At 28.8% G+C, this 15,585-nt stretch carries 11 protein-coding genes; all 11 read left to right on the forward strand.

Going from position 1 to position 15,585, the window contains the following annotated elements:
• Positions 1 to 433: 433 nt before the first annotated feature.
• Positions 434 to 4,210, forward strand: a complete 3,777-nt coding sequence (locus ACY1IQ_RS09200; protein WP_461613662.1) for a phosphoribosylformylglycinamidine synthase — start codon at positions 434 to 436, stop codon at positions 4,208 to 4,210.
• Positions 4,211 to 4,344: 134 nt separating this feature from the next.
• A complete protein-coding gene (purE, locus tag ACY1IQ_RS09205) occupies positions 4,345 to 4,824 on the forward strand; it encodes a 5-(carboxyamino)imidazole ribonucleotide mutase (RefSeq protein WP_039633892.1) in 480 nt (159 codons plus the stop codon).
• The gene (gene purC, locus ACY1IQ_RS09210) at positions 4,824 to 5,528 is read left to right on the forward strand and encodes a phosphoribosylaminoimidazolesuccinocarboxamide synthase (protein ID WP_461613663.1); all 705 of its coding nucleotides are present in this window, start codon (positions 4,824 to 4,826) and stop codon (positions 5,526 to 5,528) included. Before purE ends, purC begins: the two co-directional genes overlap by 1 nt.
• Positions 5,529 to 5,582: 54 nt before the next feature.
• Positions 5,583 to 7,010, forward strand: a complete 1,428-nt coding sequence (gene purF, locus ACY1IQ_RS09215) for an amidophosphoribosyltransferase (protein WP_461613664.1) — start codon at positions 5,583 to 5,585, stop codon at positions 7,008 to 7,010.
• Positions 7,011 to 7,204: 194 nt separating this feature from the next.
• Positions 7,205 to 8,203 carry a phosphoribosylformylglycinamidine cyclo-ligase gene (gene purM / locus ACY1IQ_RS09220; RefSeq protein WP_461613665.1) on the forward strand — a complete coding sequence of 333 codons (999 nt, stop codon included), beginning with the start codon at positions 7,205 to 7,207 and terminating at the stop codon, positions 8,201 to 8,203.
• Entirely contained in the window at positions 8,191 to 8,805 is a 615-nt protein-coding gene (purN, locus tag ACY1IQ_RS09225) for a phosphoribosylglycinamide formyltransferase (RefSeq protein ID WP_461613666.1), read from the forward strand. The genes purM and purN overlap by 13 nt, the downstream gene beginning before the upstream one ends.
• A gap of 5 nt (positions 8,806 to 8,810) precedes the next feature.
• Complete coding sequence (gene purH, locus ACY1IQ_RS09230) at positions 8,811 to 10,316, forward strand: bifunctional phosphoribosylaminoimidazolecarboxamide formyltransferase/IMP cyclohydrolase (protein WP_461613667.1); 1,506 nt, start codon at positions 8,811 to 8,813, stop codon at positions 10,314 to 10,316.
• 53 nt (positions 10,317 to 10,369) lie between these two features.
• On the forward strand, positions 10,370 to 11,617 hold the full coding sequence (purD, locus tag ACY1IQ_RS09235; RefSeq protein WP_461613668.1) for a phosphoribosylamine--glycine ligase: 1,248 nt from the start codon (positions 10,370 to 10,372) through the stop codon (positions 11,615 to 11,617).
• Positions 11,618 to 12,148: 531 nt separating this feature from the next.
• On the forward strand, positions 12,149 to 12,664 hold the full coding sequence (lepB, locus tag ACY1IQ_RS09240) for a signal peptidase I (RefSeq protein ID WP_186269504.1): 516 nt from the start codon (positions 12,149 to 12,151) through the stop codon (positions 12,662 to 12,664).
• Positions 12,665 to 12,967: 303 nt separating this feature from the next.
• Positions 12,968 to 14,359, forward strand: coding sequence for a dipeptidase PepV (pepV, locus tag ACY1IQ_RS09245; protein ID WP_461613669.1), 1,392 nt, complete (start codon positions 12,968 to 12,970; stop codon positions 14,357 to 14,359).
• Positions 14,360 to 15,258: 899 nt separating this feature from the next.
• Entirely contained in the window at positions 15,259 to 15,522 is a 264-nt protein-coding gene (locus ACY1IQ_RS09250) for a hypothetical protein (protein ID WP_461613670.1), read from the forward strand.
• The last annotated feature ends 63 nt before the right edge of the window (positions 15,523 to 15,585 follow it).

The following is a 15,585-nucleotide window of genomic DNA, read 5'->3' on the forward strand; positions in this document are numbered from 1 at the left end:
AAACTCTCTACATTCTTATAAATATTCTATAAAATCATAAAAATTCCTCTAAAACTTTAAAGTTAATTAATCAAAAACTTATTTCACTAAATTAGAAATGTAGTTTATTTAGGAATACTTTATATTTATTATTTTAAAATTAACGGTAGGATATAAATGGAGTTATACTAAAATAAGACATATAAAAATACTTATAGGAATACTAAAAGGTCTATTATTAAATAAAAACAATTTAGAGATAATATGAGAAGTTAACCATACAATAAATAAAAAATATACATTATAGTTTGTTATTAAACGAATATTTTTATTAAAATTTTTAAAAAAGTACTTTTAAAAATAATAATAATATACTATAATATAATTATCGAACAATAATTATAAAATATAAAATAAAGTTCGTAATATTAAAGGATTACTCAAGGGGGAAAAGATGAGAAAAGATATTTTTACAGTGTTTGTAGAGAAAAAACCGAATTTTAACTTGGAGAGTGAAAATTTATTAAGGGATTTTAGACACCTCTTAAGGATAGATGACTTAAAGGACGTTAGAGTAATCAACAGATATGACATAGAAGGAATTAATGAAAGTGAATATAAAGAAATAAAAAATAATATTTTAAGTGAATCCAATATAGATAAAGTTTATGATGGAGATTTAAAATTTGGTGGTAGAAGGGCATTTTCAGTAGAGTATGTACCAGGACAATATGATCAGAGAGCAGACTCTGCTGCACAATGTATACAAATAATAACCCAAAAAGAAATGCCTAAAGTTAAAAGCTCAAAGATTATAGTTTTAAATGGAAATATTAGTGATGAAGATTTTGAAAAAATAAAAAAATACTACATAAATACTGTAGATTCAAGAGAAGCTTCTATGGGAGAATGTAAAAGTCTTGAAGTAGAAAGTAAAGATCCAAAGGATATAGAAATACTAAAGAATTTCATTAATTTAGATGAAAAAGAACTGAATGAATTTTTAGGATATCATTCACTAGCAATGAATATAGGGGATTTGGAACTTATTCAAAAATATTTTAGAGAAGAAGAACAGAGAGATCCTACAGTTACAGAAATAAAAGTAATAGATACGTATTGGTCAGATCACTGTAGACATACAACCTTCCAGACTATTTTAGAGGATATAAGTTTTGAAGATGGAAAATACACAGAAGCTATAAAAGAAGGTTTTGATATTTATAAGAAATATAGAGAAGAGTTATATGAAGATAAGGAAAAACCTATGACACTAATGGATATAGCTGTTATAGGAATGAAGAAGCTAAGGGCTACAGGTAAATTAGATGATTTAGATATATCTGATGAAATTAATGCTTGTAGCATAGTGGTTGATGTAAATGTAGATGAAAAATTAGAAAAATATTTAATAATGTTTAAAAATGAAACACATAATCATCCTACAGAAATTGAACCTTTTGGTGGCGCATCTACATGCTTAGGTGGTGCTATAAGAGATCCGTTATCTGGTAGAAGTTATGTTTATCAAGCAATGCGGGTTACTGGAAGTGGAGATCCTAGAACGCCAATTGAAAAGACTTTAAAAGGAAAATTGCCACAAAGAAAAATAACAAAAGAGGCAGCTAAAGGCTATAGTAGCTATGGAAATCAAATAGGTCTTGCTACCGGTCATGTAGCGGAAATCTATCATGAAGGCTATTTAGCTAAAAGAATGGAAGTTGGAGCGGTAATAGCTGCAGCACCTTATGAAAATGTAATAAGAAAAGCTCCAGAAAGTGGCGATGTGATAATTTTACTTGGAGGAAGAACAGGAAGGGATGGAATAGGTGGAGCATCTGGTTCCTCTAAAGAACATAGTGAAAACTCACTTGAAAGTTGTGGAGCAGAAGTTCAAAAAGGAAATGCTCCAATAGAAAGAAAAATTCAAAGGTTATTTAGGAAAAAGGAAGTTACAACTTTAATTAAAAAATGTAATGATTTTGGTGCCGGAGGAGTTTCTGTTGCTATAGGAGAACTTGCAGAAGGAATAAATATAAATTTGGATTTAGTAACCAAAAAATATGAAGGATTAGATGGAACAGAAATTGCCATATCAGAGTCTCAGGAAAGAATGGCAGTAGTAGTTGACAAAAATCATTCAGAAAGATTTATTAAACTTGCAGAAGAAGAAAACTTAGAAGCAGTAGCAGTAGCAGGGGTTACTAATGATAAGCGAGTTACTATGACTTGGAGAGAAAAGGAGATAGTAAGTCTTTCAAGAAAGTTTTTAGATACTAATGGTGCTAAGAGTTATATAAACATTGAAGTGAAAGAGCCTTTGAAAGATGAAAATTATTTTAGTAAAAGTAAGTTTAAAAGTGAGTCTGTAAGAGAATGTTTTAAAAGTACATTAAAGGATTTAAATATATGCTCCCAAAAAGGACTTGTAGAAATGTTTGATAGTTCAATAGGGGGAAACACAGTATTTATGCCTTTTGGAGGAAAAAGTCAAAGTACTCCAAGTGAAGGTATGGTTGGGAAAATTCCTGTTTTAAATGGAGAAACTACAACAGGAACCATAATGGCACATGGCTTTAATCCATATATATCAGAATGGAGCCCTTTCCATGGAGGGTTATATGCTGTAGTAGAAAGTGTTACAAAAATTGTTGCATTAGGAGGAGATTATAAGAATATTAGATTATCTCTTCAAGAATATTTTGAAAAGCTAGGTACAGATAAAAGAAAATGGGGTAAACCTTTTTCTGCATTATTAGGTGCACTGTATGCTGAAGATCAACTTCAAATACCAGCTATAGGTGGAAAAGATAGTATGTCTGGTACTTTTAAAGATTTTAATGTACCACCTACATTAATATCCTTTGGGGTTTCAGCTGTGGATGTAAATAAAGTGATTTCACAAGAATTTAAAGCTTTAAATAGTAAAGTGGTGGTCATAAATTCAAGAAGAGATAAAAGAGAAGTTATAGATTTCGATAATTTAAAGAAAAATTATGAGCTAATTCATTCTTTAATAAATAGAGGAAAAGTACTTGCATCACATACTGTAAAGTCAGGTGGAGTAGTTGAAGCTATAAGTAAAATGTGTTTTGGAAATAAAATTGGATTTAACTTTAATAATAACATTTCTTTAGGGGAATTGAGTGAGCCAAGATACGGTAGCATTGTTTTAGAATTAGAAAATCACATAAATATTGAGGAAGAATTAAATGATGTGGAATATATTCTTTTAGGAAGTACTATAGAAAAATATGAAATTAATATTAATGGAGAAACAATTTCATTAAAGGAACTTCAAAATGATTTTGAGGATAGATTGGAAGAGATATTCCCAACAGATTATTCAGATAATAGATTTGCAAGTGAGAAAATAAAAAAATATAGTTCAAAAATAAATGATTCAATTAAATCTCCATTAATAAAGGTATCAAAACCTAAGGTGTTAATACCAATATTTCCAGGTACAAACTGTGAATATGATTGTGAAAGAGCATTTGTAAAGGCAGGTGCATCAGTAAATACCTTAGTATTTAATAATTTAAGTTCAAGACATATCGAAAATTCTATTGATGAATTAGCAAATCAAATTTCTAAATCACAAATAGTTATGCTTCCAGGAGGATTTAGTGCTGGTGATGAGCCGGATGGATCTGGAAAATTTATAGCTACAATTTTTAGGAATGAAAAGATTAAATATGAAATTATGAATTTACTTAAAAACAGAGATGGATTGATATTAGGCATATGTAATGGCTTCCAAGCACTTATAAAGTTAGGGCTAGTTACTTATGGAGAAATTATAGATATTAAGGAGGATAGTCCAACTCTAACTTATAATGCTATAGGAAGGCATATATCCTGTATGGTTAATACTAAAGTAGTTTCAAATTCTTCACCATGGTTCAATTCAATGAAGGTAGGAGAAATTCATACTATACCGGTTTCTCATGGTGAGGGAAGATTTTATGCAGATGAGGAAAATATTAAGAAGTTATTTGAGAATAATCAAGTTGCCACTCAATATGTAGATTTTGAAGGTAATCCAACCTATGATATAAAATTTAATCCTAATGGTTCTTGTTATGCTATAGAAGGAATAACAAGCCCGGATGGAAGAGTTTTGGGGAAAATGGGGCATAGCGAAAGAGTAGGGAAGAACGTAATTAAAAATGTTATAGGAAATCATGAGCAAAAAATATTTGAAAGTGGAGTTAATTATTTTAAATAAGAGGTTTAAAATGAAGTAATTAGACAAAGATGATATGAAAATTCAAGAATATTTCCTGGTTATTTCAACATTCTTAGCCTAAAAATTGAGAGTGAAGATTTATATATTTAAAAAAAAATATTTTGGAGGTTCTTATGAGAGTAGCAATAATTTTTGGTAGTAAATCAGATACAGAGGTAATGAGAAATGCAGCAAAATGTTTGAGGGAGTTTGATATAGAATTTGAAGCACATATTTTATCTGCTCATAGAGTACCAGAAAGATTAGGAGAAGTACTTGCTGAACTTGAAAACAAAGGATGTGAATGCATAATTGCAGGGGCAGGGCTTGCTGCCCATCTTCCGGGAGTTATAGCATCAAAAACTTTAATTCCTGTAATAGGAGTTCCTATAAAGGGAGCTATTGAGGGATTAGATGCATTATACTCTATAGTTCAAATGCCAAAATCAATACCAGTAGCAACAGTTGGAATTAATAATAGCTATAATGCAGGAATGTTAGCGGTACAAATATTAGCAAATAAATATCCAGATATTAAAGAAAAATTAGTAGAGTATAGAAAGGTTATGAAAGAAAACTTTATAAAAGAAAATGGAGAAGGAGTTGAATTATAATGGAAAATAAAGTATTAATGTATGAAGGAAAAGCTAAAAAGATATTTTCAACAGATAACTCAGATGAAGTTTTAGTTTACTACAAGGATGATGCAACAGCTTTTAATGGAGAGAAAAAAGCTTCCATAGCTTCAAAGGGAATATTAAATAACAGTATCACTTCATTATTATTTGAAATGCTAAATGAAAAAGATGTAAAAACTCATTTTATCAAAAAAGTAAGTGATAGAGAACAAATTTGTAAAAAGGTAGAAATAATACCTCTTGAAGTTATAGTAAGAAATGTGGCGGCAGGTAGTATGGCTAAAAGATATGGATTAGAGGAAGGAACAGAGCTTAAAACTACAGTATTTGAATTAAGTTATAAAAACGATGATCTAGGGGACCCATTAATGAATGATTATCATGCAGTAGCTATGGAGATTACGACTTTTGATGAATTATATTATATTTATGGAGTAGCTGCAGAAGTAAATGAACTTTTAACAGAATTCTTTAAAGCTCAAAATATAAAATTAATAGATTTTAAATTAGAATTTGGTAGATTAAACGGAGAAATTCTATTAGCAGATGAGATTTCACCTGATACTTGTAGACTTTGGGATATGACTACAGGAGAAAAACTTGATAAAGATAGATTTAGAAGAGACATTGGGGATCTGGTTGAAGGATACACTGAAGTGTTAAATAGAATGATGAAATAGTTATAAGACTTGAGAGATAATCATAAGGCTATGAAGATGGAGGATATAGAGATAATGAAATTACCTTTAAAAGACGGATATGTTTATAATAACTACGATCCAGATAAATTTCATGATGAATGTGGCGTATATGGAATTTTTAGTTTAGGTGATAATTTAGATGTGGCAAGAAGAACTTATTATGGGTTATATGCTCTTCAACATAGAGGACAAGAAAGTGCAGGCATAGTTACTTATAATGGTAAGAAGATGAAGTGTCATAAAAATATGGGTTTAGTTTCAGAAGTATTTAATAATGAAATACTAAATCACCTTACAGGATATTCAGCAGTTGGACATGTTAGATATTCTACTGCTGGAGATAGTTCTGTAAAAAATGCACAACCTGTACTTGGGGAGTTTAAGTTGGGGAATATTGCCATAGCTCATAATGGAAACTTAATAAATGCGGATATTATAAGAGAATTACTTGAAGATTCAGGATGTATTTTTCAAACTTCTATAGATTCAGAAGTTATTTTAAATCTTATAGCTAGAGGAGCTAAAAAGGGTATTTTAAATGCAGTAGTAGATACAGTGCAAGCAATAAAAGGATCTTTTGGCATTGTAATTTTAACAGAAAATGAATTGATAGGTGTTAGAGATCCACATGGTATTAGACCATTATGCCTTGGAAAAATTGGAGAGAGTTATGTTATAGCTTCAGAAAGTTGTGCATTAGATGCTACAGGAGCAGAATATATTAGAGATATTGAGCCAGGAGAAATTGTAGTTATAAATAATGAAGGAATAAAAAGTATTAATTTTGCGGAAAAGAGTAAAAAAGCAATTTGTTCCTTTGAATATATATATTTTGCAAGGCCAGATACAATAATTGATGGCATAAGTGTACATTCATCTAGAGTTAAAGCAGGTAAGAAGCTTTATGAAGAGTATCCAGTAGAGGCAGATATAGTAGTTGCAGTTCCAGATTCGGGGGTATCAGCAGCTATGGGATATGCAAAAGCTTCAGGAATACCTTATGAAATAGGGCTGATAAAAAATAAGTATATAGGAAGAACCTTCATTACTCCTTGCCAAGAAGAAAGAGAAAATGCTGTTAATGTTAAGTTAAACGTATTAAAAGAAAATGTAGAGGGCAAAAAAGTAGTTTTAATAGATGATTCAATAGTTAGAGGCACTACAAGTAAAAGGTTAGTTGAACTTCTAAGAAAAGCTGGAGCAAAAGAAGTACACTTTAGAGTTTGTTCACCTGTAGTTAAATTTCCTTGCTATTTTGGAATAGATACTCCTTATAGAAAAGGTCTTATAGGAGCTAATATGAAAGTAGAAGAAATAAGACAAATAATAGGTGCAGATACTTTAGGTTATTTAACTCAAAAAGGCCTTTTAGAATGTTTAGGAGAAGGTGAAGGCTTTTGTTTAGGATGTTTTGACGGAGAATATCCAATTTCCGCTCCAATTAAATCAAGTGAAGATTAAAAACTTAAAGAGGCTTTAGTAATTATAAAATTTTGTAACTAAAGGCTTATAATAATCAATAATATTTGATTATTATGTATGTAATTTTAAGTGTAAATTGGGGAGTTATTATATTTAACTAGCATTTTATTGAATTAAGCCATAAGGATTAAGCTTTCTTCTTTAAAAAATATTTTGGAAAGAAGGGTAAAATAATGATAACATACAAGGATGCTGGAGTTAACATTGAAGAAGGATATAAAGCAGTACAGCTTATGAAAAATTACACTTTAAAAACTTTTACTAGTGGAGTTTTAAATGGACTTGGAAGTTTTGCAGGAATGTTTGAAATAGGAAGCGGTTATGAAAATCCTGTGTTGGTTTCTGGTACTGATGGTGTAGGAACTAAACTTGAAATTGCAATAAAATTAAATAAATTTGATACTATTGGAATTGATTGTGTAGCAATGTGTGTTAATGATATTTTGTGTCATGGTGCAAAACCATTATTTTTCCTTGACTATATAGCTTGCGGGAAATTAGATTCTAATATAGCAGCAGATATAGTGAAAGGAGTTTCTAAAGGCTGTATTGAAAGTAATGCAGCATTAATTGGTGGAGAAACAGCAGAGATGCCTGGTATGTATAAAGATGGGGATTATGATGTGGCAGGCTTTGCAGTAGGAATAGTAGATAAGAAAAATATAATAGATGGAAGCACTATAGAAGAAGGGGATGCGCTAATAGGTATTGCTTCTTCGGGAGTCCATAGTAATGGATATTCATTAGTTAGAAAATTAGTTGAAAATTATGATGAAGTTTTAGATGAGAAAACAATAGGAGAGATTTTACTTGAGCCTACTAAAATATATGTTAAATCTGTGCTTAATTTAATAGATAAATTTAATATAAAAGGAATGGCACATATAACCGGTGGTGGCTTTTATGAAAATATTCCAAGAATGTTTAAAGGAAACTTTACTGCTATTATTGATAAAAGTTCCTTTGAAATTCCTAAAATTTTTAAGTATTTAATGAAAAAAGGCGTAGAGGAGTCTCATATGTTTAATACTTACAATATGGGAATTGGAATGGTTTTATGTGTAAATGAAAGAGACAGTGAAAATATAATAAAGGTATTAGAAGAAATGGGAGAAAAGGCATATAAAATTGGTACTGTAACTGCTGGAGGTGAAGGAGTGTGCTTAAAATAGCAGTTTTAATATCAGGTGGTGGTTCAAATCTTCAAAGTATAATTGACAATATAAACTCTGGATATTTAAAAAACTGTACTATTGAATATGTTATTAGTGATAGAGAAAATGCCTATGGGATAAAGAGGGCAAAAGAAAATAATATAAAAACTATGGTTTTTGATAGAAAAAAATATAGTAAAGCTTTAAGTGATGAGATTCTAAAGGTGTTAAAGGATAAAGTTAATTTAATAGTTTTAGCTGGTTTTACCTCCATACTAAATGAAAGCTTTATTGAGAGCTTCAAAAATAAGATAATAAATATCCATCCTTCATTAATACCTAATTTTTGTGGAAATGGCATGTATGGTATAAAAGTTCATGAAGCAGCTATTAATTATGGAGTTAAGGTTAGTGGGTGTACTGTTCATTTTGTAGATGAAGGAACAGATACAGGGGCTATAATACTTCAAAAAACAGTAAATGTATATGGAGAAGATTCCCCTGAAGGGTTACAAAAGAGAGTTTTGATAGAAGAACATAAAGCATTACCAGAAGCTATAAAGCTTATAAGCGAAGATAAGATTAAGATTAAAGGAAGATTAGTTTACATAAAGGAGTAGTTGATATGATAAAAAGAGCATTAATAAGTGTTTTTGATAAAACCAATGTATTAGATTTTGCTAAATTTTTGGTAAGCAAGGATGTAGAAATAATATCTAGTGGTGGTACTTATAAATATTTAAAAGAAAATGGTATTGATGTAATAGAGGTATCAGAAGTTACAAAGTCAGAAGAAATGCTAGATGGTAGAGTTAAAACACTTCATCCAGCTATTCATGGTGGTATATTAGCACTTAGAGATAATGAAAGTCATATGAAAACTATAAAGGAAAGACAAATTAACACAATAGATTTAGTTTGTGTTAATCTATATCCATTCTTTGAAAAGGTCAAAGAAGATTTAACTTTTGAAGAAAAAGTTGAATTTATAGATATTGGTGGACCAAGCATGATAAGAAGTGCAGCTAAAAATTTCAAGGATGTACTTGTTGTAAGTGATATAAATGATTACGGTGAAATTATGAAGCAAATAGATGAACGTGGAGAGGTAGATTATGCTACTCGTAAAAAATTTGCAGCTAAAGTTTTTAATTTAACCTCTGCTTATGATGCAGCTATTTCAAAATTTTTACTAGAAAATGATGAAACATATGAAGAATATCTTTCTGCTTCCTATATAAAAAGTAAAACTTTAAGATATGGGGAAAATCCACACCAAAGTGCAGCAGTTTATAAAAATTCAGATGGTAGCGGAATGATGAATAATATAATAGAGTTAAATGGTAAGGAACTTTCCTATAATAATATTAAAGATATGGACATTGCATGGAAAGTAGTTAATGAATTTGAAGAAATAGCTTGTTGTGGATTGAAACATAATAGTCCTTGCGGAGTAGCAATTGGAGAAACTGTTAAAGAGGCGTACATTAAAGCACACGAATGTGATCCTATATCAATTTTTGGTGGAATAGTAGCAATAAATAATACTGTAGATAAGGATACAGCAGAAGAGATGGTAAAAACCTTTTTAGAAATAGTAATTGCTCCAAGCTTTACAGAGGAAGCTTTAGGCATATTAAAAAGAAAGAAAAACTTGAGAATAATAAAATGTAATTCAAAACCAATGAACAATAGAGAAATGGTAACTGTTGATGGAGGAGTATTAGTACAAAGTGTTGATAATAAATTAATAGATGAAATAAAGGTTGTAACTAAAAAGTTACCTAGTGAAGAAGAAATGAAAGATTTAATTATAGGCATGAAGGTAGCTAAATATGTTAAATCTAATGCTATTGTAGTAGTTAAAGAAGGAAAAGCTACAGGTATAGCAGGTGGGCAAGTGAATAGAATTTGGGCTACTACACAGGCATTAGAAAGAGGAAAAGGCGGATTTGTATTAGCTTCAGATGCATTCTTCCCATTTAGAGATTGCGTAGATGAAGCTGCAAAATGCGGAATTAAAGCTATAATCCAACCTGGTGGCTCTGTGAGAGATGAAGAATCAATAAAAGCTTGTGATGAACAAGGAATAGCTATGGTATTTACTGGATTAAGGCACTTTAAACATTAAAAATTGTCCATTGTCAATCATCAATTTTCAATTGAATAAAAGGTGGTATAACTATGAAGATATTATTAATTGGTAATGGTGGAAGAGAGCATGCATTAGCATGGAAAATGTCACAAAGCAGTTTAGTTAAAAAGATTTATTGTGCACCAGGTAATGGCGGTACAGCTTTTGAAAATAAATGTGAAAATGTAAATTTAAAAAACATTAATGAATATTTAACTTTCGCATATGAGAACAAGATAGATCTAACTGTAGTTGGTCCAGAGACACCTCTTTGTAATGGAATTGTAGATATCTTTAAAGTTCATGATTTAAAGATTTTTGGACCAAGTAAAGAAGGAGCAAAGTTAGAAGGCAGTAAGAGCTTTTCTAAAGCTTTTATGAAAAAATACAGGGTAAAAACAGCAGAATATGAAAGCTTTAATAATGTAATAGAAGCTTTAAAGTATATAGAATACTGCAATTTTCCTGTAGTTATTAAAGCAGATGGATTAGCGGCAGGAAAAGGTGTTGTTATAGCTAATAATAGGGAAGAAGCCAATAATACAATAAAAGAATTTATGGAGAAGGATATATTTTCTGGAGCAGGGAAATCTATAATTATAGAGGAATTTTTAGAAGGTGTGGAGGCATCAATACTATCTATAACTGACGGAGAAACTATTATACCTTTTATATCTTCAAAAGATCATAAAGCTATATATGATGAAAATAAAGGACCTAATACAGGGGGAATGGGCACTTTAGCACCTAATCCTCACTGTAATGAAGAAGTTTTAAAAGAGTTTTATGAAAATATCATGTCTCCTACATTAAAAGGAATAAAATCAGAAAATATGGATTATGTAGGAATAATATTTTTTGGATTAATGATTACCAAAAAAGGCATTTATTTATTAGAGTATAACGTAAGGATGGGCGATCCTGAAACTCAGGTTGTACTTCCACTAATGGAAAGTGATTTAGTACACCTTATGATGGAAGCATTAGATAAAAAATTAAATAGAAATAAGGTACTATTTAAAAAAGCTCATGCATGTTGTGTGATAGCTTCATCAGATGGATACCCATTAGAATATAAAAGCGGATTTGAAATAACAGGATTAGGTAATATAGATAGTAAAGTCTTCTTAGCAGGAGCAACAAGAACAGATAGCCAACTTTTAACTTCAGGTGGAAGAGTTTTAGGAATTACAGCTTTAGGAGAAAATATAGAAGAAGCAAGAGAAAAAGCTTATAAGGATATAAAAAATATAAATTTCAATGGAATATATTATAGAAATGATATAGGAAAGTTGTAAATATAACAAAAGGTAACCATATTGTCCTTAAAATAAAAGGATATATGGTTATTTTTGTTTAAGAGACAGTTAATAAGTATAGGGTTCCTTAATGAAAATTTAGCTTATATATGATTTTAGATTTTATAATAAAATTTTTACAATGAATTAAAAATGAAAAATGAAGAATTATGGTTAAAACTCCACAGTCAAAGCCTTTGGAGTTTTTTAAAATAAATTTTATTTTAGAAATTCACTAACAGTGAATTTCATCGTAAATTTTTCATTTTTAATTATTAATCCTTAATTTCTAAGGGGTTAATCTATTTTTATAGAAAATTTATTTTCTAGAGTATATGGTAAATTTTCCTATTGTATTCCTATAGTAGAGGATAGGAAAAGTTAAAAATAAATGTAGAATTTGTATTATTTAGATAAGAATTTTTAAATGATTATTTTTGAAGATGTATAAAATACTGAATAATGAAAAATTCTATGATATAATATTATCTGTGTAATAAGGAATTAGGCAAAATTTAGGAGTTGATAGATTTGAATTTATTTAAAAAGTTTGTTAAGGAATGGGGTATACCTATACTATGTGCTGTAGGATTAGCACTTTTAGTTAATAAATTTATTTTTTTTAATGTTAGTGTTCCTACAGAGTCTATGTATCCTACAATACAGCCAGGAGATAAAATTTTTGTAACTAGGAATTATAGTGAAAAATCTCTGAAAAGAGGGGATATTTTAGTTTTTCATTCTAAAGAGTTAGGTGAGGATTTGATAAAAAGGTTAATCGGGCTTCCAGGGGAGACTATAAATGTAAAAAGTGATGGAACGGTATATATAAATGGCGAAAAATTAGATGAACCATATGTAATATATAATAGTGATAAAGAAGTTACATTACAGGTACCTGAAAATTCCTATGTATTTATAGGGGATAATAGAGCAAATTCATTTGATGCAAGATATTGGGAAAATCCGTACATATCATACGATGATATAATGGGAAAAGCAAGATTTATAATAAAGCCATTTTCTAGATTTGGAAAACTACAATAGTAAAAAACACTAGTAGCTTAAGTTACTAGTGTTTTATTAAATTTATGAAAACTATATATTAATTTTAGAAATCAATATAAATTCTCTATAAAAATAAAAAGTTACTATTTGAATATAAATTTAAAATAGTTTAAATATTGATAAAATAAAAAATATCCTTGTTGAGTTTATTTCTAAAATATGTCATAATAACACTATATTTATATAATTAGTTAATAAATAATTAATAGAAATTCATAAATAAGAGAAAATAATTTAATGGAAGATATTAATATATAATTTTTATGAAGGGAATGAGTAGTTATGGAAATTAATAAAAGAATTGACGAAATGAGCAATGATATAATAAATTCAGTAAAAGAAATAGTTAAAATAAAAAGTCTTGAAGGAGAAGCAAAACCTGGGATGCCTTTTGGAGAAGAAGTAGATAAGGCACTTCAATGTGCTCTTGAAATTTCTAAAAAATTAGGATTTAAGACAGTAAATGTTGATGGCTATGCAGGCTATGCAGAATATGGAGAAGGAGAAGAATATATTGCTGCATTAGGTCACATAGATTTAGTACCAGAAGGAGATGGATGGATATATCCTCCATATGGAGCAGAAATTCATGATGGTAAGATGTATGGAAGAGGTACAACAGATGATAAAGGGCCTATCATTGCATGCCTTTATGGTCTAAAAGCTATAAAAGATGCAGGACTTCCATTATCTAAAAAAATAAGAATAATATTTGGAACCAATGAGGAAACTGGTGGAGAAGATATACCTTACTATTTACAAAAAGAATCAGCACCGGTAGCAGCATTTACTCCAGATGCAGATTTCCCAATAATAAATGGAGAAAAAGGAATAACTATATTTGATTTAGTTAAAAATTTTACATCAGCCCCTATTGGAGACATAGTTATAGAAAATATAATAGGTGGAAACGCTGCTAACATGGTACCAGATTATGCAGAAGCATTATTAATATGTAAAAATACTGCAGAAGTTGTTGAGAAATTAAAAAAATTCGTTTTAGATAATAAATATGATATGACCTCAGAAGTAAATGGTTCTGAAGTTAAAATTAAATCTATAGGAATTTCAGGACATGGAAGTACTCCTGAACTAGGAAAAAATGCTATAATGCAGCTTATAACATTCTTATCATCATTGGACTTAGGAAATGACGAATTATCTAATTACGTTAAATTCTTAGGAGAAAAAATAGGAATGGATCTTAATGGAGAAGGTTTTGGTATATATCTTGAAGATAAAGATTCTGGAAAACTATCTTTTAACGTAGGTAAGATATCTATAAATAAAGATAGAGGAGTAATCACTTTAAATTTAAGATATCCTGTAACAAAAACATTAGATGATATGATGAAACCATTAAATAAAACGCTGGAGGGAACTGGAATAACTATAGAAAACTTTTCTCATCAAGCACCACTATACTTTTCACCAGATCATCCACTAATTCAAACTTTGGCCAAAGTTTATAGTGAGCAAACTGGCAAAGAGGCAGAATTAATTTCAATAGGTGGAGGTACTTATGCTAAAGAAATGCCAAATACAGTTGCTTTTGGACCAATATTTCCAGGAGAACCAGATACAATACATCAACCTAATGAATATATAGAAGTAGAAGATTTAATAAATATAACGAAAATATATGCACATTCACTATATGAGCTGGCGAAATAGTTAATATAGTTGCAATTAATAAGACATGTTCAAAAATTAACTAGTCAGAATGATAGTCTGTTTTTCATTAGATTATGTCTTTTAAACTTCATGGTAGTTTAGCTTTCATGGAAACCTATTGACTTATCTAATGTAAAATATACGAATTGTTTTTGACTAGTTATTTTCTTTTAAATGTCTTATAAATATTTTATAGATATGCAAGGAATAAAGTGGTATAATATGTACATATTGTTAATTAGTTTATTAAAAGTTAATTTGTTAAGTATTTCACCAAATTTTTATAACTTTTAATTATTATGTTTTAATTAATTAAATATCTATTTAGTGTGATATAATTATATTTAAAATCATATAAGGTGTCTAAAATAAGATATATTAACAACTAATTAATTACTTTTTAAGATGCTTAAAATTTTTTATTAAATACATAGGTTTAGGTGAAAAAAATGTAGGAAAAAGCAATTATTGTAGGATTATTAACATTCATATTAAGGATATTAAAAGTATAAATAAAATTTATGACTAACTTTATCTATAAAATTTTAGCAATATTAACATTATAAAGATTGTTGAAAAATTAAAAAGGCAAGAGTGTATAATTTATTAACAGATTAAGCTTAGAAAACTTGGATAATAATAAATTATTATTAATAAATATAAATAAAATTATGAAGGGAACTAGAGAAATATTGCAAAAGCCTACTTTAAAAAAGATATAAAATTTAAGAAATATTAAAGATATTAATGTATGTAAATATATATTATAACAACTATTTATTAGTTGATAATAAGGAGAATAATAGCTTAAATTATAATATGAAAAGAACATAACCTAAGCTAAAAATAAATATATAATATTATAATTAATAAATTTTATGTAAAATAGGAGAAAACAAATGGTTATATTGCCAATAATATCATTAATAATTATAATAATGGTGTTATTTACACCTATAGTTAATTCTACATTAATAGCCTTAGGATTTATTTTCATAAGTATAGTTAGTTCCATTATATCCATTAAATATGCTTCTACTGCAAAAAGAGTTAATAATAAATTAGCTAAGGTAACGATAAATTTATGTTCAGTAATTATTATTATGAGTACGTTCGCATTAGCTTTTATTATAGTATTAAATATATTAACTTGCTTAACTTAAATATAAAGGTATAATGTAATATTGAGATTTAGTCTTTATTTATATAAAATATTTTTAATAAAT

The sequence above is a fragment of the Clostridium sp. Marseille-QA1073 genome (assembly GCF_054863625.1).

Bases quoted from the DNA above. Each gene is read 5' to 3' on its own strand.
- ACY1IQ_RS09200 (WP_461613662.1), top strand. From the start codon at position 434: ATGAGAAAAGATATTTTTACAGTGTTTGTAGAGAAAAAACCGAATTTT.
- pepV (WP_461613669.1), top strand. From the start codon at position 12,968: ATGGAAATTAATAAAAGAATTGACGAAATGAGCAATGATATAATAAAT.
- purF (WP_461613664.1), top strand. From the start codon at position 5,583: ATGAAATTACCTTTAAAAGACGGATATGTTTATAATAACTACGATCCA.
- ACY1IQ_RS09250 (WP_461613670.1), top strand. From the start codon at position 15,259: ATGGTTATATTGCCAATAATATCATTAATAATTATAATAATGGTGTTA.
- purC (WP_461613663.1), top strand. From the start codon at position 4,824: ATGGAAAATAAAGTATTAATGTATGAAGGAAAAGCTAAAAAGATATTT.
- purH (WP_461613667.1), top strand. From the start codon at position 8,811: ATGATAAAAAGAGCATTAATAAGTGTTTTTGATAAAACCAATGTATTA.
- purE (WP_039633892.1), top strand. From the start codon at position 4,345: ATGAGAGTAGCAATAATTTTTGGTAGTAAATCAGATACAGAGGTAATG.
- purD (WP_461613668.1), top strand. From the start codon at position 10,370: ATGAAGATATTATTAATTGGTAATGGTGGAAGAGAGCATGCATTAGCA.
- purM (WP_461613665.1), top strand. From the start codon at position 7,205: ATGATAACATACAAGGATGCTGGAGTTAACATTGAAGAAGGATATAAA.